The following is a 24,483-nucleotide window of genomic DNA, read 5'->3' as shown; positions in this document are numbered from 1 at the left end:
ATGGACAAAGTGATTGATATCGAAGAACGCATCCCGTCGCTTCGCGAGCGGCGAAAAAAAAGAACCAATCGCAAGTTCGTGGCGCTGCTGCTCATTTTTCTCACTTTGCTTGCCGTACTATTATACAGCCAGTCGAAGTACAGTGAAATCCAGACCATCACTATTAAAGGTGCCGTTCTCTTTGACCAAAAAAGCTACCAAGCTGCAAGTGGACTAGCTATCGGAGATTCGATGTGGTCTTTTGATGCAGGGACTGTTGCGCAACAACTGGAAAAGTTGGAGTGGGTGGAAGAATCGACGGTTAAGAAAAATTGGTTGACCGGTGTGGAAATTGATTTAAAGGAATATGTTCAAATGGGATATCTAGATCGCGGTAACAGCTATCAGATTGTCTTGTCGAATAACTTGGCTTTAGATCAGCCAGTGACAAATGTTGATGGTCCGATTTACTCAAACTTTGAAAATGAGAAAATACGAGAAAAGTTAATTGATCAGCTAACAGATATTGATCCTGAAGTACTTCAGCTGATTTCCCAAATTATTCTAGATCCTGAGCAAAAAGACGCGGATTATGTGACCTTATATATGAATGATGGAAATGAAGTTCGTGGTATTTTAAGCACATTAGCAGAAAAGATGAATTACTATCCATCTGTCATCGCGCAATTAGAAGATGATCAACAAGGCATAATTGATATGGAAGTGGGAATATTCTTCCGTTCTTATGCGGATGTTTATGGTTTTGCAAAGGAGGGTCCTGAAGATGAAGAAACCGAAGAAGAGCAACCGTAAAAGTTTTAGCAAATCGGTTGTTTTTTCCCTGGTTTTCTTGGTGCTCGGATTTATTATGGCTTATTCCTATAGTTTATCAAATGCTAATAGAGAGACGGCAGAGTTTACGGGTGGTGCATTTTTCGAACAGGAAGAACGCTACCGCAAAGAGTTGATTGATCAGCAAGAGCGCAATAAAGAGTTGAAAAATGAATTGCAAGAAAAGCAAAGCGAAGTTCAAGAATATGAAAAATCCTTTGCCGATGGCGAAAATCGCTATACAGAGTATGCAGAAGAAGCCAAAGAGCTTCGAAGATATCTCGGTTTAGTGCCCGTACAGGGAAGTGGATTAAAAGTGACATTGCAAGACGGGGATTATGATTCAAATTCAGTTAATCCAAACGATTACATTGTGCACGAAAGCCACGTTTTCCAAGTAATCAATGAATTGTATATTTCAGGAGCACAGGCTATTTCAATCAATGGTCAGCGTATTCATGGAAATTCATACATTGTTTGTACAGGACCAGTCATAACTGTAGATGGTGCACAATATCCCGCTCCTTTCGTAATTGAAGCTATCGGTGAACCTGAAGTACTGACAGCATCGATGGAATTGACTGGCGGAATTATGGATCAACTGCTCAATGACAACATTATCGTCACATTGGATGAAGGGCAGGTTATTAAAATGGCCGCTTTGCTGACAGAATCGTGAATAAGGGGAGAGTTAGATGAAAAAAAGAATTCTTACCCGATTTACAGTGATTATGTTTGTAATCGGCTTAATGACTGCTATGCAATACAACACGATTAATGAACCTGATGCCCGAGATACGCGAGATGTATGGGAAGTAAGACAAGAACTGTCGAGAGAAAAGCAACTTCACTCACAACTGCTATCAGAAATCAGCACGTTAGATGAGACGTTGAACAAATATGATGTGGACACAAACGCCAGCCCCGAACAAGCTTTGCGGGAAACTGCAGGGGAATTGAGAAATGCAGCTGGTTTAACGGAGACTACGGGACCGGGAATAGAAATTCTCGTTGAACCTTCAATGGAAGCGGTTGCGTTGGGCTTCGAAATAGAAGGGATCTCGCCGGATTTGCTTATTCGGCTAGTCAATGAAATTAATCGTTACAACGGTTTGTATGTTTCAATCGACAATAAGCGAATTATTAATACGACAGCAATACGAGATATAAATGGTCAAACGACGGTTAACGCGAAACCGATAGAACTGCCTCCGTTTTCCATAAAAATAATTTCTGAGTCTATGGAAGACTCAGAAAAGCTGTATAATCATTTATTGTCTTCACGTATTTTAGATGATTTTTATATCGATAATCTAACACTGACCGTTTCGGCTCCTAAAAAAGATCTAATCATCGAAGCGTATGATGAAGTGATAGACACCAAATATTTACAGTCAACAGAGGAGGAATAGCGATGTGGCTGTCCATTTTAGGTTTAATACTTGGTATATCGCTCGGGCTATTGACAGATATCCATATTCCACCTGAATATGCTAACTATTTGTCGATTGCCGTACTGGCATCGCTCGACACATTATTTGGTGGAATTCGTGCCCACTTGCAACAAGTGTACGATGACAAAGTATTTGTTTCAGGATTCTTTTTCAATATCGTCCTTGCAGCAGGTCTTGCTTTTCTTGGTGTTCATTTAGGTGTAGATTTATACTTGGCTGCTATTTTTGCATTCGGTGTTCGACTATTTCAAAACATTGCGGTCATCCGCCGCATTATTTTAGCAAAATGGGCTGAAAAAAAGGCAGTTAGAGAAACAATTTAAACAATTGAAGGAAATTTTTTTAAGTTTCGCGATTTTCTTAGACAAGGTGCACGATTTGCAATAGAATATAAGTACAGCAGTTTAATAAGGAGGTGCCACGAATTGAGTCAATCAGAATTATACGTTAGTCTAGATATCGGTTCGTCATCCATTAAAGTTTTAATTGGAGAAATGGCCAACAATTCACTGAATGTTATTGGCGTTGGAAATGTGAAATCTAATGGAATTAAAAAAGGTGCGATTGTTGACATAGATGCAACGGTGCAATCCATTAAAAAAGCGGTTGATCAAGCAGAACGCATGATCGGTAAGTCAATCCATGAAGTGGTATTAGGAATTCCGGCTAACAAAGCGGTGCTACAGCCTGTTAAAGGAATTGTGGCAGTTAACAGCGAGAATCGGGAAATTACCGATGACGACCTAGATCGTGTATTGGAAGCGGCTCAAGTTATGTCGATTCCACCAGAGCGGGAACTAGTAAACATCATTCCTGAACAATACATCGTTGATCATTTGGGTGAAATCAAAGATCCTCGAGGCATGATTGGTATCCGCCTTGAAATGGATGGTACAATGGTGACAACTTCAAAAACAATTTTACACAATGTACTTCGTTGTGTAGAAAGAGCGGGACTTGAAATCCGCGATATTTATGTACAACCACTTGCAGCAGGAAATTATGCATTGACTGAAGACGAGAAAAATCATGGCACAGCATGTATTGACATCGGTGGAGGATCTACTTCTATTTCCATCTTCCAAGACGGCCACTTGACCGCTTCTTCTGTTATTCCAGTTGGAGGCGACCACGTAACAAAAGATTTGTCCATTATTTTGAAGACACCGACAGATCAAGCTGAAAAAATTAAACTCGAGTATGGCCATGCATTTTTTGAAGATGCTTCAGAAGACGAAGTATTTGAGGTTCCTGTTATTGGATCGGATTCAACAGAACAATATAACCAAAAATACATATCTGAAATAATCGGAGTTCGCCTGGAAGAGCTTTTCGAACTGATTTTAGATGAATTTTATCGTTTGGGCGTTCAAGACCTGCCAGGAGGAGTTGTTTTAACTGGTGGTATGGCTAAATTGGATGGACTTCCAGAACTTGCTCGAAATATTTTGCAAACTCGAGTTCGTCTATTCACACCAGAATTTATCGGCGTACGTGAACCACAGTACACGACAGCGGTTGGTCTAATTCAATATGCATACATGGAAGATGTCTTTTATGGCCGTATTGGAAATGGTGGGGCTGTTGCGGGAACTGCGAAAGTTGAGCACCAAGAAGTGCAGCAACCTAAAAAACAAAAGCAACCAAAGCAAAATTCTGAAGGTGTCGTAACCAAAGCTAAAAAGATGTTTGATCGATTCTTTGAATAAAATCAATGTTGCATCTAGCTTGCAACTATAAAAGCTAAGCAATTTTAGGAGGAAAAAGAATGTTGGAATTTGATACAAATATTGATGCACTGGCCGTAATTAAAGTTATTGGTGTTGGTGGCGGAGGAAACAACGCTGTAAACCGCATGATCGAACATGGAGTACAAGGTGTAGAATTTATTGCAGTAAATACAGATGCTCAAGCTTTGAACCTTTCAAAAGCAGAAGTACGTCTTCAAATCGGAGGGAAATTGACACGCGGACTTGGTGCCGGTGCTAACCCAGATGTGGGGAAAAAAGCTGCAGAAGAAAGCAAAGAGCAAATCGAAGAAGCTTTGCGCGGAGCGGATATGGTATTCGTAACAGCAGGAATGGGCGGCGGAACTGGTACTGGAGCAGCACCAGTTATTGCTGGAATTGCTAAAGAACTTGGCGCTTTAACAGTTGGTGTTGTTACTCGCCCATTTACTTTTGAAGGTCGCAAGCGTTCTACTCAAGCAATCGGCGGTATTTCTTCTATGAAAGAATCTGTTGATACATTGATCGTTATCCCGAATGACCGCTTACTTGAAATCGTTGACAAAAACACACCAATGCTGGAAGCATTCCGTGAAGCGGATAATGTTCTTCGTCAAGGTGTATCGGGTATTTCTGATTTGATCGCCGTTCCTGGATTGATCAACTTAGATTTCGCCGATGTTAAAACAATTATGTCGAATAAAGGTTCTGCATTAATGGGAATCGGTGTATCTTCAGGGGAAAACCGTGCTTCTGAAGCAGCTAAAAAAGCTGTCTCAAGTCCGTTACTTGAAGTTTCAGTTGACGGTGCTAAAGGTGTCTTGATGAATATTACAGGTGGATCTAATCTTAGCCTTTATGAAGTTCAAGAAGCAGCTGATATTGTTGCATCAGCTTCTGATGAAGAAGTAAACATGATTTTCGGTTCTGTTATTAACGATAACTTAAAAGATGAAATCATCGTGACAGTTATTGCGACTGGATTTAACGAAGAGCAACTTCAACCAAGAACACCAAGAGGATCTGGATTGAATTCAAGCCGTGTGCAGTCGATTCAACAACAGACTCCAGCGCCTTCAATTCGTGATGCGCGTCGCGAAGATCAACGCCGTGACGAGCAACGTCGTGAAGAACAACCACCTTACTACAACCAAGAGCCTCAAAGACAAGAAAAACAAAGCGACGATGCACTAGACATCCCGACTTTCTTACGCAATCGTCAAAAGAGACGTTAATCCAAACAGCTGCCGTTGGGCAGCTGTTTTTTTTAGGAAAGAGCTTAATTGATAAATCAGCTGAAACTTGGTACAATGTAGGGGACTTCTATAGAAAAGTTGTGAATATATGAAACCTATTGAACCCGTCTTTAAAGAAATTACCGGACAGTTAAATGCTATTAAAGATAATATACAAATTATTGCTGTGACTAAACAAGTGGATGTGAAACGTACGGAAGAAGCAGTTCACGCTGGAATCCTCCATTTGGGTGAAAATCGCCCAGAAGGATTGGCATCGAAACTTGAAGCAATTGAAGAAGATGTATGTTGGCATTATATCGGCAATTTGCAAACACGAAAAGTAAAAGAAGTTATTAACGAAATTGATTATTTGCATTCTTTGGACCGCTCTAGTTTAGCGAAAGAAATCCAAAAACGTGCAAGTCGCCAAGTGAAATGTTTTGTCCAAATTAACGTATCTGGTGAAGAGTCAAAAAGTGGAATTGATCCTGCAAACGCAATTGATTTTATTGAATCTCTAAAAGACTTCGATAAAATTCAAGTAGTTGGATTGATGACGATGGCGCCAAATACTACAGACGAACAAATTATTCGCGAAGCATTTAAAGGATTAAAATTACTCCAACTCCAAGTATCAGAGAAACACTGGACCCACGCACCGTGTACAGAATGTTCCATGGGCATGTCCAATGATTACTTAATCGCTGCTCAAGAAGGAGCAACTTTTGTCCGAATTGGAACAGCGTTAGTCGGGTCGGAAAGTGAGGCAAAGCGATGAGTATGAAAAACAAATTTAAAAATTTCTTTTACTTAGATGAGTATGAAGAAGAGCAAGTGCACGAACAACCTATGACACAGCAAAAGTCAGCTCCACGTTACGAAAAACCAGCTGCGATGCAAGAACCGAAAAAAGCACCGAAAGAGCGGCGCCAGAAAGTAGAGGAGACCATTGTGCCTAATTTAGTTAGTTTACAAAGTGCTTCAAAATCTTCAAAAGTTAGCTTGGCAGAACCTAGAGTTTATGCAGAAGCACAAGATATAGCGGAAAGTCTAAAAAACAAACAGGCTGTCGTTGTTAATCTCCAACGCATTGAAAAAGATCAAGGTCTACGAATCATCGACTTTTTGAGTGGGACAGTTTACGCTCTTGGTGGAGATATTCAACGTATTGGAACGGATATTTTCTTATGCGTACCAGACACTGTAGAAGTGGATGGCGCCATTTCAGATTATTACTACGACGAGCAACAATAAGAAAGGTGCCTTAAAATAATATGATAATTTTTGTTAATTTATTACTCTCGGCGATTAATATCTATTTCTATATTCTAATTGTTAGTGTATTCATGAGTTGGGTACCGAGCATAAAAGAATCTAGCTTTGGACAAATGATTTCTAAAATTACGGATCCTTATTTGGATATATTCAGACGCTTTATCCCGCCAATCGGTATGATCGACATCTCACCAATTGTTGCGATATTCACTTTGAGTTTAGCTAGTCAAGGCATCATCGTGTTATTTAATTATTTAGCCTAACCCTAAACCTCACGTGATGTGAGGTTTTTTTCTTAAAAACCAATCACATGTGAAGGAGCATTCGTATGGAAGAGATATTTCAACATTTTAGAAAAGAAGAACAGCAGTTTATCGAACAAGCTTCGGGCTGGCTACGGGAAGTTGAAGACCGTTATTCACCAAGATTGACTGATTTTCTCGATCCGCGACAGCGCTTTATTGTTGAAGCAGTCATCGGATCGAGCGACGTGAAAATGATGACGTCTGGCGTTTTTAAAAATGCAGAAAGACAACGAGTGTTACTGTATCCTTCTTATTTTGAACCACAACAGGAAGATTTTAATATTACTGTTTTTGAATTGAAGTATCCATCGAAATTTGTCAACTTGCGTCATCCTGATATATTAGGATCATTAATGTCATTGGGGCTTGACCGCAGTAAATTTGGAGACATTCGCATAGATAACGAACGTGTTCAACTTGCAGTTATGAATGAAATCAGTCCTTATATGCAAAGTAATTTTGTTAGTGCAGCAAAAGTGAAAGTTCAGTTAAACGAAATAACAAACGAAAAAGAATTAATCGAGACGAGCGAAGAATGGATTGAAGAATCGTATACGGTCAGTTCCATGAGATTGGATACGGTAATGAGTTCGGTTTATCACATTTCTCGCCAGAAAGCATCGGCGTTAATCCACGGTGGAAAAGTGAAAGTCAACTGGACTTTGCAAGAGCAGCCGTCATTCGAACTGCACGAATCGGATATGATCTCTTCAAGAGGCTTTGGTCGTGTTCGGTTGATTATGATCGAAGGCCGCACCAAGAAGGATAAGGTTCGACTACAGATTGGCCGCTTAGAAGCAAAAAACTAGACGGTTCGGAAAAAATACGAAATAATACTGAAATTTAGCGCCATGAACTGTATAATAGGAAGATAACATGACAAGTTAAGGAGAGGTTTACTCAATGCCATTATCCCCGTTAGATATACATAACAAAGAATTCAGCCGGGCGTTCCGTGGATATCAAGAAGACGAAGTAAATGAATTTTTGGAACAAATTATGAGAGATTATGAAATTTTGTTAAAAGATAAGGCAACTTTAGAAGAACGGTTACGCACAACCGACGAACGAGTTGGCCATTTCAATACAATCGAGTCAACCTTACAAAAATCAATTTTCGTCGCTCAAGAAGCTTCGGAAGAAGTTCGACGCAACTCTCAGAAAGAAGCAGAGTTGATTGTCAAGGAAGCTGAAAAAAATGCTGATCGTATTGTTAACGAGTCGTTGACAAAAGCACGTCGCATTGCTACTGAAATTGAAGAATTGAAAAAACAATCTCGTATCTTTAAAAATCGTTTCAAAATGCTCGTTGAAGCTCAATTAGATTTAATTGAAACAGATGATTGGGAAACCTTATTAGAATACGATATCGACACACAGAATTTAGAGAAGATTGAGAAGGATAAAGAAGAGTCGAACTCTTGACTCTGAGACTTTCTACTTCTATAATTACGACATACAAAAAAACGCGCTGATAGAGACAGTAGGCTATGTAGGATGATTTAGCGAGTCAGGGACAGTGAGAGCCTGATACGACCTCATAGATGAAAATCACTCTTGAGCAGAATTGGTGAACAACAGTACCCAATTCCGTCTACGCCACGTTACGGTGATCGAGTGGCAGCTATCGAGCTGCAACAAGGGTGGTACCGCGAGTTTAAGCTTCTCGTCCCTTTACCAGGGATGGGGGCTTTTTATTATGCCTATAGGAGGAATGGAAATGGAATACAAAGATACGTTATTAATGCCGAAAACAGATTTTCCGATGCGTGGTAATTTGCCGAACCGGGAACCAGAGATGCAACAAAAATGGGAACAGATGGACATTTACAAGAAAGTGCTAGACCGCACAAAAGGTCGTCCATTCTTCATTCTTCATGACGGACCTCCGTACGCGAACGGCGATTTGCATATGGGTCACGCATTAAACAAAGTACTAAAAGATATGGTCGTTCGTTCTCGTTCAATGATGGGCTTTCATGCACCATACGTTCCGGGCTGGGATACGCACGGATTACCAATTGAACAAGCTTTAACAAACAAAGGCGTTAATCGGAAAGAAATGTCGTTAGCGGAATTCCGCAAGCTATGTGAAGAATATGCTTACCAACAAATCGATAACCAGCGCTCTCAATTCAAACGTATCGGTGTTCGTGGCGATTGGGAAAATCCATATGTCACATTAAAACCAGCATACGAAGCACGTCAAATTGAAGTGTTTGGTAAAATGGCCAACAAAGGCTATATCTATAAAGGATTGAAACCGGTTTATTGGTCTCCATCAAGTGAATCGTCACTTGCTGAAGCAGAAATCGAGTATCATGATAAAAAATCTCCTTCAATCTATGTATCTTTCCCAGTCACTGACGGTAAAGGCGTATTGGCTGAAGGCACAAACTTCGTAATCTGGACGACAACTCCTTGGACAATCCCAGCTAACCTTGGTATTTCTGTACACGCTAAGTTGGATTACGCGGAAGTTTCCGTAAATGGTTCTCTTTATATTGTGGCACAAGAGTTATTAAAAGAAGTGGCTGAGGAATTAGAATGGGTAGACTACGAAGTTGTTCGCTTAGTGCAGGGAGCTGAACTAGAGCATATCCTAACAAAACACCCGTTATATGACCGTACTTCTTTGGTTATGCTCGGAGAACACGTTACGACAGATTCAGGTACTGGTTGCGTTCACACAGCTCCTGGTCACGGTGAAGATGACTTCTTAATCGGTAAGAAATACGGATTGGATGTTCTTTGTCCAGTTGATGAACGTGGAGTCATGACAGACGAAGCGCCTGGGTTTGAAGGCGAGTTTTATGAAAAAGCGAATAAGTCGATCACAGAAGCACTTGATCATGCAGGCGCTCTTGAAAAAATTTCGTTTATTACACACTCGTATCCGCATGACTGGCGGACGAAAAAGCCAGTAATTTATCGGGCGACAGCTCAGTGGTTCGTATCGATCGATGCATTCCGTGACCAAATCTTAAAAGCGATCAAAGAAACTTCGTTCACTCCAGCATGGGGCGAAACGCGTCTTTACAATATGCTACGTGACCGTGGAGATTGGAATATCTCACGTCAACGCGTATGGGGCGTTCCAATTCCTGTGTTTTACGCTGAAAATGGAGATCCCATCATTACAGAAGAAACAATTGCCCACGTGGCTAAGTTGTTCCGCGAAAACGGATCGAACATTTGGTTTGAGCGTTCAGCAGCAGAGTTATTGCCGTCAGGATTCACGCATCCAAGTAGCCCGAATGGCTTGTTCACTAGAGAAACGGATATTATGGATGTTTGGTTTGATTCTGGATCTTCTCACCAAGGTGTTCTTGTGGAGCGAGAAGACTTGCACTATCCGGCTGATCTTTACCTAGAAGGATCCGACCAATACCGTGGTTGGTTCAACTCTTCACTAACAACGAGTGTTGCGATCAATGGTATCGCACCATACAAAGGTATCTTGAGCCACGGCTTTACGCTTGATGGCAACGGCCGCAAAATGAGTAAGTCGCTCGGGAATGTTATTGTTCCTGCAAAAGTTATGAACCAGATGGGAGCGGATATTCTGCGCCTTTGGGTGGCTTCTGTAGATTACACGGCGGACGTTCGTGTTTCCGATGAAAACTTTAAGCAAGTATCGGAAGTATACCGAAAAATCCGTAATACACTGAAATTCCTTCATGGAAATTTAGTTGATTTTAATGAAAAAGAGCATCGTGTCGCATTTGAAGATATGCGTGAAATGGATCAATACATGGTGATGAAATTGCAGAAAATGATAGAAACAGTACGGAAGTCATATGAAACGTATGAGTTCTCAACAATCTACCATGCGTTGAACAATTACTGTGCGAACGATTTAAGCTCGTTTTACTTAGATGTAGCGAAAGATGTTGTTTATATCGAACGTGCAGATCATCCTCATCGTCGTGCGATGCAGACGGTTATGTTTGATTCACTGATGGCGATTTTGAAACTGTCTTCACCAATCATTCCACATACGGCAGATGAATTATGGTCTTACCTAAGCTTTGTAGAAGAAGAAAGTGTTCAATTAACTGACTTCCCAGAAGCTGTTTCCAATCTAGCATTTGAAGGATTGGATGAGAAATGGAGCCGTTTCATGGATGTTCGCGATGATGTCTTAAAAGCATTAGAAGAAGCGCGTGCAGCTAAAACAATCGGTAAATCATTAGAAGCAAAAGTGACAGTTTATGGTGATGAAGAACTTGCGAACTTATTAGCTTCTACTGACGAAAATCTTGCTCAATTATTCATTGTATCGAAATATGAATACGGTGGAACGCAAGAACAAGCACCAGAACATGCAGTGAAATTGAACCAAGTTTCTGTTACAGTTCAAAAAGCTGAAGGTGAAAAATGTGAACGTTGCTGGACAATTTCTGAGGAAATTGGTCAAAGTGAAGCACACCCAACCTTGTGTCTTCGCTGTGCAAGTGTTGTAGAAACGCAGTTTGCTTAATCGAAACTACCGCTAAAAAAGAAAGGGTTTAGAGAGCTGGAATTCGGCTTCTCTAGACCCTTTACTTTTTCCCCTTACATTGTGTTAAAATAGATTGACTGATGAATTGACGGAGGATATGGATGTTTATTTATTATGGAATCGCATTAGTAATCATTGCATTAGATCAATGGACAAAATGGTTGGTCCTTAAAAATATGGAATTGGGTGAAAGGATTTCAGTAATTGATCCTTATCTCGGCTGGTTGTCGCACCGTAATCGCGGCGCTGCTTGGGGCATGCTCGAGGGACAGATGTGGCTGTTTGCCGTCATTACCGTGGCAGTTGTTATCGGAATTCTTTACTATTTTCATAAACATGCAAAAGGGCAACCATTGTTCCAGCTTAGTTTAATGGTTCTTTTGGGTGGAGCGATCGGTAATTTTATCGACCGCATGCTACGCGGGGAAGTTGTCGATTTTGTAGATGTGCTAATTCCCGTGGTCAATTATGATTTCCCGATATTTAATGTTGCAGATGCTGCATTAACGATTGGTGTCGTGTTGATGATTATTTTTATTATTTATGACGAAAAACAACAAAAGAAAAAGGTGTCTTAATGGAAGAATTAACGATTGAAATTACCGAAGAAATGACAGGCGAACGGGTAGACAAAGCTGTGTCATCAATAGATGAAGACTGGTCACGTTCACAGATTAGCAATTGGGTCAAAGAAGGCGCCGTAAAAGTTAACGGCATTAAAGTAAAACCGAATTACAAAGTTCGTTTGCAGGATGTTATCGTTGTCACACCGCCTGAACTTGAAGAATTAGATGTAGTTCCCGAAGATCTTAATTTGGAAATTGTCTATGAAGATGAAGACGTACTCGTAGTTAACAAACCAAAAGGAATGGTCGTACATCCGGCTCCGGGACACGCTAAAGGCACATTGGTTAATGGCTTAATGCATCACTGTACAGATTTGTCAGGAATCAATGGTGTAGTGCGTCCGGGGATTGTCCATAGAATTGATAAAGATACATCTGGCCTGTTGATGGTGGCCAAAAATGACGCTTCCCATACGTCATTAGTTGATCAATTAGTGAAAAAGACGGTTACGCGTAAATATGTAGCGCTCGTACATGGTCACATTCCTCACGATAAAGGAACGATTCAAGCACCGATTGCTCGTGATCCAAAAGAACGCCAAAACATGGCAATCGTTGATAAAGGAAAACATGCCGTAACACATTTCCGAGTTTTGGAACGTTTTGGTGATTTTACATTAGTAGAATGCCGCCTAGAAACAGGCAGAACGCACCAAATTCGTGTGCACATGAAATACATTGGCTACCCGCTTGTTGGAGATCCAAAGTACGGACCGAAGAAAACAATGGATGTTGGCGGTCAAGCACTTCATGCGGAGGTTATCGGTTTTGATCATCCGAAAACGAACGAATACATGGAGTTCTCTGTAGAGCCACCAGCTGAATTTGCAGAACTTCTAGAATCTCTTCGCGACAAGGATTGACAAAAGGGACCTTCTTTCTTTATACTTAAAAAAACGAATCGAATAATGAACACCTTTAAAAACAGTCCAGAGAGGCTGAAAAGGTATTTACGCAAGCCGGAAGTCTGTCTTCCGTGCTGAATTTTTCTGCGCATCTATCCTCTTGCCTCTCTGGCAAGAGGTTTTTTATTTGCAAAAAAGGAGCGGATCTTATGGTGGAAAAAGCAGATATTTTAGATGAACAGGCAATTAGCCGGGCAATTACACGTATTGCACATGAAATTATCGAACGCAATAAAGGCATCGATGATTGTATATTAGTTGGTATCAAAACGCGCGGTGCATTTATCGCAAAGCGACTGGCCGAAAAAATCGAAAAAATCGAAGGGCGTCCCATTATGAAAGGCGAACTTGATATTACGCTTTATCGAGATGACTTGAGCATCAAAACAAAAAACCAAGAACCGTTAGTTCAACAAGTTGATATTAAACACAGCATACTCGATAAAAAAGTCATCTTAGTAGATGATGTGCTCTATACAGGACGCACTGTACGCGCAGCTATGGATGCCGTTATGGACCTAGGACGACCGGCACAAATTCAACTAGCAGTATTGATTGACCGAGGACATCGTGAATTGCCAATACGCGCGGACTTTGTCGGAAAAAACATTCCAACTTCAAGTGATGAACGAATCATTGTTCAAATGGTTGAAAGCGATCAAGTGGACCGCGTTGCCATTCACGAATAAAGAGTCGGAAACAAAGGAGAATGGAAATTGAGTGAAGCAATTTTAGACGTACAAGATAAACCAAAAACAGGACAATGGATCTCGCTAAGCTTGCAGCACATGTTCGCGATGTTTGGCGCAACAATATTGGTACCGCAATTGGTTGGCTTAAGTCCAGCTATCGCATTGTTAACAAGTGGAATTGCAACAATCATCTTTATCCTCATCACACAATTTAAAGTACCGGCATATCTCGGATCTTCATTCGCTTTTATCTTGCCGATTACCATTGCTACGAAAACTGGCGGGATTGGCTCAGCAATGATTGGCGCCATGTTTGTTTCATTGGTCTACGCAATCGTCGCGTTGATCATTTGGAAAACAGGCTATCACTGGTTGATGAAATTACTTCCACCGATTGTTGTAGGGCCGGTTATCATTGTCATCGGACTGGCTTTATCGGGAACAGCAGTAAATATGGCCATGACCATTCCAGTAGGGAATGCTTCAGAATATAGCTTGCTGCATTTTTCGGCAGCTATTGTTACGCTGCTAACCGCTATCATTTGTAACATTTATTTTAAGAATATCATTTCATTGATGCCAATTTTGATCGGTATTATCGTAGGGTATGGCTACTCAGCTGCCATTGGCATTATTGACTACGGCGTCATTGCTGACGCGAAATGGTTCGCAGTACCAGAATTCTTAATTCCTGGAGTGGATTACTCTTTTCAAGTAACACCAACCTTGTTGTTCGTCATGGTCCCAATTGCCATCGTCACGATTTCTGAACATATCGGTCATCAACTGGTACTAGGCAAGATTGTCAATCGAAATTACATAAAAGACCCAGGCTTACATCGGTCGATACTAGGTGATGGGATTGGAACCTTCATCTCTTCACTAGTTGGCGGCCCGCCAAAGACGACATACGGTGAGAATATTGGGGTACTCGCAATTACGAAAGTGTTTTCAGTCTATGTCATCTTTGGAGCGGCAGTGTTTGCCATCGTCTTTTCGTTCTTTGGCAAATTGATGGCCGTCATCGAGACAATTCCAACGGCTGTTCTAGGCGGAATTTCGATCTTATTGTTCGGTATTATCGCATCTTCTGGTTTGCGTATGCTAGTAGATAACAACATCGACTTTGGCAACAACCGAAATTTAGTGATTTCTTCAGTTATCTTGGTTATCGGGATTGGCGGAGCTAAAATTGAATTTAGTGAAACATTCTCAATCGAAGGAATGGCGCTCGCTGCCATTGTTGGTGTCATTTTGAACTTAGTGCTACCCGGAATGAACAAAGAAGAAGTAGACGACGGAACTGAATAATTACCTTTTAATGAATGTCCAGAGAGGCATGGAAAGGGTTGAAGAATGGGTAAACACTACCCTTTTTTCCTCACACCTTCCTGCCTCTGGGAAGGTGTTTTTTTGTCTGACGAATGAGAGGAGGAGTCGATTTTGCCAAACTTACTATCTATGAACAACTTAGAAAATGACACGATTATGAGTTTGCTTAAGCGTGCTGGAGAATTTCAGCAAGGCAAGAGAGCGCCAATTGATGGCACGGTCGTCAACTTGTTTTTCGAACCAAGCACAAGAACAAAAATGAGTTTTGAAATGGCAGAGCATCATATGGGACTCGCTGTACTACCTTTTGAAACAGCTTTTTCTAGCATCTTAAAAGGTGAAACACTTTACGATACAGTAAAAACGATGGAAGCAATTGGCGTAGGTGCAGTCATTATACGTCATGAAGAAGAAGAGTATTATCAACAACTAGAAGGATGCGACGTTGCTGTCATCAATGGTGGAGATGGCTCAGGTCAACATCCAACACAATCTCTTTTAGACTTAATGACCATATATCAAGAGTTTGGACGGATCGAAGGCATTCATATCACCATCGTTGGAGACATTGCTCATAGCCGTGTCGCAAAATCAAATGCAGCGGCACTCAAACAATTAGGAGCAAAAGTGAGTTTTGTGTGCCCGGCGGACTGGAGCGGAGAGTACGAATCTTCCGAGCATTTGGGTGACTTTATTGAAACTACAGATGTTGTCATGATGCTTCGCGTTCAGCATGAACGTCATGCAGTATCAGCTCTTTTCTCGAAAGAAAATTACCATGAGCAATACGGCTTAACGATCGAACGCGAAAAGAAAATGAAGGATGGTGCCATTATTATGCATCCTGCGCCAATCAACCGCGGCGTCGAAATTGCAGATTGCTTAGTCGAATGTGAACGTTCACGAATTTTTAAACAAATGGCAAACGGAGTTTTTATTCGGATGGCAGTACTTGAATACGCATTGAAAGGGAGAGATTAACTTGAATTTATTCATTAAAAACGTAAACATGCTGCAAAATGGAGAATTAACCCCTACAACTATTCGTATTAAAGAAGGCAAAATTAAAGAAATCGGTAAAGAGTTACAAGCGGATAATGAGACCCAAATTGACGGCAAAGGCCGGATGATTGCACCAGGATTTGTTGATGTCCATGTTCATTTGCGTGAACCCGGTGGTGAGCAGAAAGAAACCATCGAAAGTGGAACACATTCGGCAGCAAAAGGTGGCTACACCACAATTTGTGCGATGCCAAACACGCGTCCTGTTCCGGATACGAAAGAAAATCTGCAGCTAGTCAACGGATTGATTGAAAAAAATGCGCTTATCCGAGTTTTGCCGTACGCGTCAATCACCATCAGAGAAGCAGGAAAAGAACGTACAAACTTACAAGAACTAAAAGAGAACGGTGCTTTTGCTTTTACGGATGATGGTGTCGGCATTCAAGAAGCGGGAATGATGTACGAAACGATGCAAGAAGCAGCGGAAATTGACATGGCAGTCGTTGCACATTGCGAAGACAATAGCTTGATTTACGATGGGGTCATGCACGAAGGCAAACGCAGTAGAGAACTTGGGCTTAAAGGGATTCCAGCAATTGCGGAATCGGTGCATATTGCACGCGACATTTTACTAGCAGAAGCAGCAGGCGCACATTATCACGTTTGCCACGTCAGCACAAAAGAATCAGTTCGCGTCATTCGCGACGCAAAACGTGCAGGAGTGCGCGTAACAGCTGAAGTTACACCTCATCATTTGCTCTTAACAGAAGATGATATTCCATCGGACGATGCCAATTACAAAATGAATCCACCACTACGTGCAAAAGAAGATTGGCAAGCGTTACACGAAGGCTTGCTTGATGGCACGCTAGACTTTATCGCGACAGACCATGCACCGCACACGGAAGCAGAAAAAACAAATGGCATGAATGGTTCGATGTTTGGAATCGTCGGTTTTGAAACAGCATTTCCACTGCTCTATAGCAACTTTGTCAAAACCGGCACATGGACGTTACAACAACTAATCGACTGGTTGACGATTAAACCGAGCGAAACGTTCAACTTGCCATATGGCACTTTAGAAATTGGGCAAACAGCGGATCTCGTATTATTAGATCTTGAAAAAGAACAACCAATTCAAGTAGAAGAATTTTTATCAAAAGGTAAAAACACACCATTTAATGGTTGGAATTGTACAGGGTGGCCAGTAACAACCATCTTTGGTGGCGAAATCGTATGGCAGGAGGAGAAAAATTAATGAAACGTTATTTAATTTTAGAAGACGGTACGGTATTTGAAGGAACAGCATTCGGAAGCGATAGTGCTTCTGTTGGGGAAATCGTTTTTAATACGAGTATGACGGGTTATCAGGAAATTTTATCGGATCCTTCTTACTGCGGACAAATTGTCACGATGACTTACCCACTAATCGGCAACTATGGCATTAATAGCGACGATTTCGAATCGATTGAACCCGCAGTAAAAGGCATGGTCGTTCGGGAACTTGCTGAGTTCCCTTCCAACTTCAGAAATAATTCAACCTTGGACGAGTTATTTAAAACGAAAGATATTCCTGGAATTTCAGGTATTGATACACGAAAACTGACGCGTTTGATTCGCTCAAAAGGTGCCATCAAAGGTGTCTTAACAGCAGCAGGTGAAGAGGTTCAATTAGCAGCAGTCGTGAAGACGCTTCAAGAAACGATTTTGCCAAGCGACCAAGTGGCGCAAGTTTCAACAGCACGTCCTTATCCAAGCCCTGGTCGTGGCAAACGGGTTGTATTAATTGACTACGGCATGAAGCATGGCATTTTGCGTGAGCTTAATAATCGCGATTGCGACGTCATTGTCGTTCCTTATAACACGACATCAAAAGAAATTCTTGCTTGGGGACCTGACGGCGTTATGCTATCAAACGGCCCTGGAGATCCAAAAGATGTAGAGGAATGTGTAGAAGTGGTACGTGAACTACTTGGTCAAGTTCCAATCTTCGGCATCTGCTTAGGACACCAATTATTCGCAAGAGCTTGCGGTGCGGACACCTTCAAATTGAAATTCGGTCATCGCGGAGGAAATCATCCAGTACGCGACTTAGTTACAGGGAAAATCGAAATCACATCACAAAACCATGGCTACGCTGTGGATGAAGATACTTTGCAAGGAACTCGTCTAAAAGTAACGCATAGCGCATTAAACGATGGTACGAACGAAGGCTTGGCACACTTAGATTACCCAGCATTCACAGTTCAATACCACCCAGAATCATCACCCGGACCAGAAGACTCCAACTACTTATTTGATCGCTTTATTGATGTTATGAACGCAACTCGAAAGGAGCAACAACATGCCTAAAAGACAAGATATTCAAAGTATACTCGTAATCGGATCAGGACCCATCGTAATCGGACAAGCAGCAGAGTTTGACTATGCAGGAACACAAGCGTGTCTTGCGTTAAAAGAAGAAGGATACCGCGTAATCCTAATTAACTCAAACCCAGCAACTATCATGACAGACACGGAAATTGCAGATAAAGTGTATATCGAACCGATCACACTGGAATTCGTTAGCCGCATCTTGCGTAAAGAGCGTTCGGATGCACTGCTTCCGACACTTGGAGGCCAAACAGGACTAAACATGGCGATTGAACTGGATGAGTCAGGTATTTTAGATGAGTTGAATATTGAAATTTTAGGTACCAAGCTTGAAGCCATCCATAAAGCAGAAGACCGTGACTTGTTCCGAACGTTGATGAACGAACTTGGCGAACCGGTTCCAGATTCAGATATTATTCACAACATGACAGAAGCTGGAAATTTCGTTGACCGTGTGGGTTATCCAGTGATCGTTCGTCCAGCCTTTACACTAGGTGGAACGGGCGGAGGCATTTGCGAGAATTATGATCAACTGAAAGAAATTGTAGCAAGTGGTTTGAAATACAGCCCGGTTACACAATGTTTACTAGAAAAATCAATTGCGGGCTTTAAAGAAATTGAATATGAAGTGATGCGCGATAAAAACGATACGGCGATAGTCGTTTGTAACATGGAAAACATTGATCCAGTTGGCATCCATACAGGTGATTCCATCGTTGTCGCACCAAGCCAAACTTTATCCGACCGCGAATATCAAATGCTGCGCAATGTATCTTTGAAGATTATTCGCGCCTTGAAAATTGAAGGTGGCTGCAACGTACAGTTGGCATTAGATCCATTTAGCTTTAACTACTACATCATTGAAGTAAATCCGCGGGTTAGTCGATCTTCTGCACTAGCATCAAAAGCAACAGGTTATCCAATTGCGAAACTAGCTGCAAAAATTGCTGTCGGTTTAACTTTGGATGAAATGATGAACCCCGTGACAGGGCGCACATATGCTGCATTTGAGCCGGCACTTGATTATGTGGTAACGAAAATTCCACGCTGGCCGTTTGATAAATTCGAATCTGCTAAACGCAATTTAGGAACGCAAATGAAAGCAACCGGCGAAGTTATGGCGATGGGTCGTACATTTGAAGAGTCTATTTTAAAAGCTGTCCGTTCATTAGAAACAGGGCAATTCCACTTAGAGCTAAAAAATGCGGATAGCATGAGTGATGAATGGATTCAAAAACGTATTTGTCGAGCGGGAGATGAGCGTTTGTTCTTTATCGGCGAAGCACTTCGCCGCGGTGTATCAATCGAAACCATTAACGAATGGAGCCAAATCGATTTATTCTTCTTGAAGAAATTCGAAAACATCGTAAAATACGAAGAAGATTTGAAAAACGCAGCGTTTGACTACGACGTAGCAAAACGTGCCAAACGTTTAGGCTTTGCAGACCGGACAATCGCCAAACTTTGGAACACAACAGAGCAGCAAGTGTATAACTGGCGCAAAGAACAAAAATTAATGCCGGTCTACAAAATGGTCGATACATGTGCGGCAGAGTTTGAATCGGAAACGCCTTATTTTTACGGCACGTATGAAGATGAAAATGAATCAGTAAAAACAGACAAAGAGTCGGTCATTGTTCTCGGTTCAGGCCCAATCCGTATCGGTCAAGGCGTTGAATTCGACTATGCGACGGTGCACTCTGTATGGGCGATTAAAGAAGCGGGTTACGAAGCGATAATCGTCAACAATAATCCGGAAACCGTTTCAACCGATTTCTCGATTTCCGATAAATTGTATTTTGAACCGCTGACAATCGAAGATGTTATGCACATCGTTGATCTGGAGCAGCCAAAAGGAGTTGTCGTTCAATTCGGCGGACAGACGGCCATTAACTTAGCTGAAAAACTTGAGCAAAACGGTGTTAAAATTTTAGGAACTTCACTAGAAGATACAGACAGAGCAGAAAATCGCAATAAATTCGAAGCAGCTTTGCACGAAATCGGCATTCCACAACCTTTAGGAAAAACGGCTGTAAATGCAGACGAAGCCATCATTATCGCTGCGGACATTGGTTATCCGGTACTCGTTCGTCCTTCGTATGTACTTGGAGGACGCGCAATGGAAATCGTCTACAACGAAGAAGACTTGAAATACTACATGGAACACGCAGTAGAAGCAAGTCCAGAACATCCAGTACTCGTTGATCGTTACTTAACAGGAATCGAAATTGAAGTAGATGCCATTTCAGACGGTGAACATGTCTTAATTCCAGGGATTATGGAACATATTGAACGCGCAGGCGTTCACTCAGGTGACTCGATCGCAGTTTACCCAACACAAAACATTTCAACAGAATTACTTGATACACTCGTTGATTACACCACACGATTAGCAAAAGGATTGAACATCATCGGCTTATTGAACATCCAGTATGTTATCTCGAAAGGGGAAGTCTTTGTGATTGAAGTCAATCCAAGATCAAGTCGTACAGTGCCATTCATGAGTAAAATTACATCAATTCCAATGGCTAATATTGCGACAAAAGCAATTTTAGGGCAAAGCATCGTTGACCAAGGCTTTACACCAGGACTTGCACCAATTTCAAAAGGAGTATTCGTCAAAGTACCGGTCTTCTCTTTTGCCAAGCTACGCCGTGTTGACATTACACTCGGGCCAGAAATGAAATCTACCGGCGAAGTCATGGGGAAAGACACGACACTTGAAAAAGCCTTGTATAAAGGACTAGCAGCAGCAGGTATGGAAGTGAAAGATCACGGTACGGTGTTATTAACAGTCGCGGATAAAGACAAAGAAGAAGCAATTGGTTTAGCTAAACGCTTTAAAGCAATCGGCTACCAAATCATGGCGACTGGCGGAACGGCAAAAGCTTTTGAAGAAGCAGGGATTGTTGTAGTACCTGTCGGCAAAATTGGTTCAGAAGGAAAAACCTTACTCGATGCGATTCAAAATGGCGATACGCAAATTGTCATCAATACATTGACGAGAGGCAAACAGCCAGAACGTGACGGCTTCCGCATTCGTCGTGAATCGGTTGAAAATGGCATTCCTTGCCTAACTTCACTAGACACGGCAGAAGCGATGCTACGTGTCATCGAATCAATGACCTTCTCAGCGGAGGAAATGGGGGCAGGTATATGATCAAACAAGAACGTATGCAAATTATCAAACAGCAGCAAATCGCCCATCATATTTTTGAACTAACTGTAAAAGGGGTTCTTGCCAATGAAATGGCAGAGCCCGGACAATTTGTCCATATTCGTGTGGCCGATAGTTTTGAACCGTTGTTGCGGCGCCCAATTTCAGTGGCTTCGATCGATCTAGAAGCTTCGCAATTCACAATGATTTACCGAGCAGAAGGACGCGGTACACAGTTATTGGCTGAAAAAAGAGCCGGTGATACCTTAGACGTACTCGGACCACTCGGACATGGCTTTCCAGTAGAAGAAGCTGTGAAAAAAGCGTATTTAATTGGCGGAGGAATCGGTGTTCCACCGCTATATGAACTCGCCAAACAGTTAAACGCGCGCGGTATCGAAACTGTCCATATCCTCGGATTTGAAAGCAAACAAGCCGTTTTCTACGAAGAAAAATTTCGTGGACTTGGAGATACGCATATTGCGACAGTGGATGGATCTCATGGTACGCAAGGGTTTGTCACGCATATCCTTAATGAGTTACCAACTGATTTTGATACTTATTACAGCTGTGGCCCAACGGCGATGCTTGAAGCGGTGCAATGGGCTTATCCACAGAAAAAAGGATTTTTGTCTTATGAACAGCGCATGGGTTGTGGCATTGGAGCTTGCTTCGCTTGCGTTTGCCGGACAACGAAAAGTGAAACGGATTACATCAAAGTATGTTCAGATGGGCCGGTATTTCCAGCAGGAGTGGTGATTTCATGATTGATTTAACAGTTAAACTTCCAGGACTCAACTTAAAAAACCCAATTATGCCAGCTTCTGGCTGTTTCGGTTTTGGTAAAGAGTATGCGCAATTATACGATTTGTCGCAGCTTGGCGCTATCATGATTAAAGCAACGACCGTTGAAATGCGTCTTGGTAATCCGACTCCGCGAGTTGCAGAAACAGCATCGGGTATGCTAAACGCTATCGGTTTACAAAATCCTGGCCTTGAAAAAGTAGCCGGTCAAGAATTACCATGGTTAGAAAAGTACGACGTGCCGATCATTGCCAATGTAGCAGGAACGACGACAGAAGACTATGTCGAAGTCGCGAAAGCTATTTCACAAGCACCAAATGTCCATGCACTGGAAATCAATATTTCGTGTCCAAACGTTAAGCAAGGCGGCATCACGTTCGGTACCGATCCAGACGTAGCACGTGAATTAACACGTGCTGTAAAAGAAGTGTCTGCTGTGCCGGTTTATATTAAATTGTCGCCGAACGTGACGAATATCGTGTCAATCGCCAAAGCAGTCGAAGAAGGTGGTGCGGATGGCATTACGATGATTAATACATTACTCGGCATGCGCATGGATACGAAAACTGGACGTCCGATTATCGCCAATATTACAGGTGGCTTGTCAGGCCCAGCTATTAAACCGGTCGCATTGCGGATGATTTATGAAGTTAGCCAGCATACTAAGCTGCCAATTATCGGTATGGGTGGGGTAACAAATGTGGACGATGTCATCGACTTTTTATCAGCCGGCGCGAGCGCTGTAGCGGTCGGAACAGCCAATTTCGTCAATCCGTTTGTGTGCCCAGAAATCATCGCTCAACTACCCGAACGCTTGCATGAACTTGGATTTGATTCAGTCGAACAACTTGTCGGAAGGAGCCACCGTCTGTGAGTAAACCCATTATTGCTTTAGATTTTGCATCAAAACAACAAGTAGAAGAATTTTTAATGCAGTTTTCTGAGCCGCTTTTTGTCAAAGTAGGCATGGAGCTTTATTACCAAGAAGGGCCTGAGCTAATTCGTTACATCAAATCGCTCGGTCATGAAATTTTCTTAGACTTGAAACTACACGATATTCCTAATACCGTTGAATCTGCTATGCGTGGCTTGTCTAAACTTGGGGTGGACATGGTCAATGTTCATGCTGCAGGAGGATTTGAAATGATGAAAGCAGCTAAACGTGGACTAGCGGATAGTGATACAAAACTGATTGCTGTGACACAATTGACTTCAACTAGTGAAGAACAGATGCACGAAGATCAATTGATTTATGTCAGCCTGGAAGAATCCGTATTGCATTACGCAAAACGTGCGATGCAAGCAGGATTAGACGGTGTGGTTTGTTCCGTACTAGAAGCACAAGCTATAGGAGATGCATGCGGACAAGAATTTTTGCGTGTCACACCAGGCATTCGACCGGCAGGCGTTTTAGCAAACGATCAAAAACGCATCGCGACTCCAGCGCAAGCGCGTGAAAAAGGTTCTAGTCATATTGTGGTCGGTCGAGCCATTACAAAAGCTGACAACCCATCAGAAAGTTACAGCCAGATTGCAACAGAATGGAGTGGACAATAATGAAGTTAAAAGTAGCAAATCATTTACTATCTATTGGTGCAGTCGAATTGCGTCCGCAAGATCCTTTTACTTGGGCATCAGGCGTTAAGTCACCGATTTACTGTGATAACCGATTGACAATGTCTTACCCAAAAGTACGCAAAGACATTGCTGCCAGTCTAGCAGAAACCATTAACGAATATTATCCTGACTGTGAAGTGGTTGCAGGAACTGCCACTGCAGGTATTCCGCATGCGGCTTGGGTTAGTGATATACTCGAACTGCCAATGGTTTACGTACGTTCGAAAGCGAAAGAACACGGTCAAACAAATATGATTGAAGGCAAAATCGAAAAAGGTCAAAAAGTAGTGGTCGTAGAAGATTTGATTTCTAAAGGTGGTTCTGTTTTGCAAGCAGCACAAGCGTTAGAAGCAGCAGGCTTTGACGTACTTGGAATCGTGGCGATTTTCACTTACGATTTACCGCAATCCATCGAGGCCTTCACAGGAGCAGGTTACACGTTCCACACGTTAACGGATTTCCCAGCGCTTGTTGAACAGGCGTTGAGTACGGGTGCTATTAGTGAAGACGAACTGCCGATGCTTGCAGATTGGCATGAAAAGTTAAAAGCAGGAACTTTGTAAAGCCGGCCAATTGGTCGGTTTTTTTCTATGTTGAAATTGTTGACATAAATGAGTAAACTGATTACACTATAAACAACTAGTTGGTAATGCAAGGTAGTT

General features: G+C 42.0%; 24 protein-coding genes and 1 other annotated feature. All 24 genes read left to right on the top strand.

Annotated features, from left to right (window positions below; genetic code table 11):
* The 24 genes from AJGP001_RS11665 to pyrE all read left to right on the top strand — a co-directional run bounded on the left by AJGP001_RS11665 (window position 1) and on the right by pyrE (window position 24,384).
* Window positions 1-792, top strand: coding sequence for a cell division protein FtsQ/DivIB (locus AJGP001_RS11665; RefSeq protein WP_058384871.1), 792 nt, complete (start codon window positions 1-3; stop codon window positions 790-792).
* The gene (locus tag AJGP001_RS11660) at window positions 764-1,489 is read left to right on the top strand and encodes a DUF881 domain-containing protein (protein WP_071153617.1); all 726 of its coding nucleotides are present in this window, start codon (window positions 764-766) and stop codon (window positions 1,487-1,489) included. Before AJGP001_RS11665 ends, AJGP001_RS11660 begins: the two co-directional genes overlap by 29 nt.
* A 16-nt stretch (window positions 1,490-1,505) precedes the next feature.
* Window positions 1,506-2,222 carry a DUF881 domain-containing protein gene (locus AJGP001_RS11655; protein ID WP_071153618.1) on the top strand — a complete coding sequence of 239 codons (717 nt, stop codon included), beginning with the start codon at window positions 1,506-1,508 and terminating at the stop codon, window positions 2,220-2,222.
* A gap of 2 nt (window positions 2,223-2,224) precedes the next feature.
* Window positions 2,225-2,587, top strand: coding sequence for a small basic family protein (locus AJGP001_RS11650; protein ID WP_071153619.1), 363 nt, complete (start codon window positions 2,225-2,227; stop codon window positions 2,585-2,587).
* Between the two features lie 102 nt (window positions 2,588-2,689).
* A complete protein-coding gene (gene ftsA / locus AJGP001_RS11645) occupies window positions 2,690-3,973 on the top strand; it encodes a cell division protein FtsA (protein WP_058384875.1) in 1,284 nt (427 codons plus the stop codon).
* A 59-nt stretch (window positions 3,974-4,032) separates the two neighbouring features.
* A complete protein-coding gene (ftsZ, locus tag AJGP001_RS11640; RefSeq protein WP_071153620.1) occupies window positions 4,033-5,226 on the top strand; it encodes a cell division protein FtsZ in 1,194 nt (397 codons plus the stop codon).
* A gap of 109 nt (window positions 5,227-5,335) precedes the next feature.
* Window positions 5,336-6,007, top strand: coding sequence for a YggS family pyridoxal phosphate-dependent enzyme (locus tag AJGP001_RS11635; protein ID WP_071153621.1), 672 nt, complete (start codon window positions 5,336-5,338; stop codon window positions 6,005-6,007).
* Complete coding sequence (locus tag AJGP001_RS11630) at window positions 6,004-6,483, top strand: cell division protein SepF (protein ID WP_058384878.1); 480 nt, start codon at window positions 6,004-6,006, stop codon at window positions 6,481-6,483. Before AJGP001_RS11635 ends, AJGP001_RS11630 begins: the two co-directional genes overlap by 4 nt.
* Before the next feature lie 20 nt (window positions 6,484-6,503).
* Window positions 6,504-6,767 (top strand): YggT family protein, encoded by a 264-nt coding sequence (locus tag AJGP001_RS11625; RefSeq protein ID WP_058384879.1) that lies wholly within the window; start codon window positions 6,504-6,506, stop codon window positions 6,765-6,767.
* A gap of 65 nt (window positions 6,768-6,832) precedes the next feature.
* The gene (locus tag AJGP001_RS11620; RefSeq protein ID WP_058384880.1) at window positions 6,833-7,618 is read left to right on the top strand and encodes a YlmH family RNA-binding protein; all 786 of its coding nucleotides are present in this window, start codon (window positions 6,833-6,835) and stop codon (window positions 7,616-7,618) included.
* 94 nt (window positions 7,619-7,712) lie between these two features.
* A complete protein-coding gene (locus AJGP001_RS11615; RefSeq protein WP_058384881.1) occupies window positions 7,713-8,234 on the top strand; it encodes a DivIVA domain-containing protein in 522 nt (173 codons plus the stop codon).
* 37 nt (window positions 8,235-8,271) lie between these two features.
* Window positions 8,272-8,486: a binding site (T-box leader), on the top strand.
* Window positions 8,487-8,529: 43 nt separating this feature from the next.
* Window positions 8,530-11,292, top strand: coding sequence for an isoleucine--tRNA ligase (gene ileS / locus AJGP001_RS11610; protein WP_071153622.1), 2,763 nt, complete (start codon window positions 8,530-8,532; stop codon window positions 11,290-11,292).
* A gap of 122 nt (window positions 11,293-11,414) precedes the next feature.
* A complete protein-coding gene (gene lspA, locus AJGP001_RS11605) occupies window positions 11,415-11,891 on the top strand; it encodes a signal peptidase II (RefSeq protein WP_078080572.1) in 477 nt (158 codons plus the stop codon).
* Window positions 11,891-12,802, top strand: a complete 912-nt coding sequence (locus tag AJGP001_RS11600; RefSeq protein ID WP_058384884.1) for an RluA family pseudouridine synthase — start codon at window positions 11,891-11,893, stop codon at window positions 12,800-12,802. Before lspA ends, AJGP001_RS11600 begins: the two co-directional genes overlap by 1 nt.
* 194 nt (window positions 12,803-12,996) lie before the next feature.
* A complete protein-coding gene (pyrR, locus tag AJGP001_RS11595) occupies window positions 12,997-13,533 on the top strand; it encodes a bifunctional pyr operon transcriptional regulator/uracil phosphoribosyltransferase PyrR (protein ID WP_269465415.1) in 537 nt (178 codons plus the stop codon).
* A 27-nt stretch (window positions 13,534-13,560) separates the two neighbouring features.
* Complete coding sequence (locus tag AJGP001_RS11590) at window positions 13,561-14,847, top strand: solute carrier family 23 protein (RefSeq protein WP_078080571.1); 1,287 nt, start codon at window positions 13,561-13,563, stop codon at window positions 14,845-14,847.
* Between the two features lie 132 nt (window positions 14,848-14,979).
* Complete coding sequence (locus AJGP001_RS11585) at window positions 14,980-15,849, top strand: aspartate carbamoyltransferase catalytic subunit (protein WP_071153623.1); 870 nt, start codon at window positions 14,980-14,982, stop codon at window positions 15,847-15,849.
* 1 nt (window position 15,850) lies between these two features.
* The gene (locus tag AJGP001_RS11580) at window positions 15,851-17,128 is read left to right on the top strand and encodes a dihydroorotase (protein ID WP_078080570.1); all 1,278 of its coding nucleotides are present in this window, start codon (window positions 15,851-15,853) and stop codon (window positions 17,126-17,128) included.
* A complete protein-coding gene (locus AJGP001_RS11575) occupies window positions 17,128-18,222 on the top strand; it encodes a carbamoyl phosphate synthase small subunit (RefSeq protein WP_281251053.1) in 1,095 nt (364 codons plus the stop codon). The genes AJGP001_RS11580 and AJGP001_RS11575 overlap by 1 nt, the downstream gene beginning before the upstream one ends.
* Window positions 18,215-21,403 carry a carbamoyl-phosphate synthase large subunit gene (carB, locus tag AJGP001_RS11570; protein ID WP_078080569.1) on the top strand — a complete coding sequence of 1,063 codons (3,189 nt, stop codon included), beginning with the start codon at window positions 18,215-18,217 and terminating at the stop codon, window positions 21,401-21,403. Before AJGP001_RS11575 ends, carB begins: the two co-directional genes overlap by 8 nt.
* Complete coding sequence (locus tag AJGP001_RS11565) at window positions 21,400-22,167, top strand: dihydroorotate dehydrogenase electron transfer subunit (protein WP_078080568.1); 768 nt, start codon at window positions 21,400-21,402, stop codon at window positions 22,165-22,167. Before carB ends, AJGP001_RS11565 begins: the two co-directional genes overlap by 4 nt.
* The gene (locus AJGP001_RS11560) at window positions 22,164-23,078 is read left to right on the top strand and encodes a dihydroorotate dehydrogenase (protein ID WP_058384891.1); all 915 of its coding nucleotides are present in this window, start codon (window positions 22,164-22,166) and stop codon (window positions 23,076-23,078) included. The genes AJGP001_RS11565 and AJGP001_RS11560 overlap by 4 nt, the downstream gene beginning before the upstream one ends.
* Window positions 23,075-23,761 (top strand): orotidine-5'-phosphate decarboxylase, encoded by a 687-nt coding sequence (gene pyrF / locus AJGP001_RS11555; RefSeq protein ID WP_071153625.1) that lies wholly within the window; start codon window positions 23,075-23,077, stop codon window positions 23,759-23,761. Before AJGP001_RS11560 ends, pyrF begins: the two co-directional genes overlap by 4 nt.
* On the top strand, window positions 23,761-24,384 hold the full coding sequence (gene pyrE / locus AJGP001_RS11550; RefSeq protein WP_071153626.1) for an orotate phosphoribosyltransferase: 624 nt from the start codon (window positions 23,761-23,763) through the stop codon (window positions 24,382-24,384). Before pyrF ends, pyrE begins: the two co-directional genes overlap by 1 nt.
* Window positions 24,385-24,483 lie beyond the last annotated feature (99 nt).

Source organism: Planococcus faecalis (assembly GCF_002009235.1).
Taxonomy (GTDB): domain Bacteria; phylum Bacillota; class Bacilli; order Bacillales_A; family Planococcaceae; genus Planococcus; species Planococcus kocurii.
The sequence above is the reverse complement of the archived record's forward strand: the minus strand, read 5'-3'. Positions and strand labels throughout refer to the sequence as shown.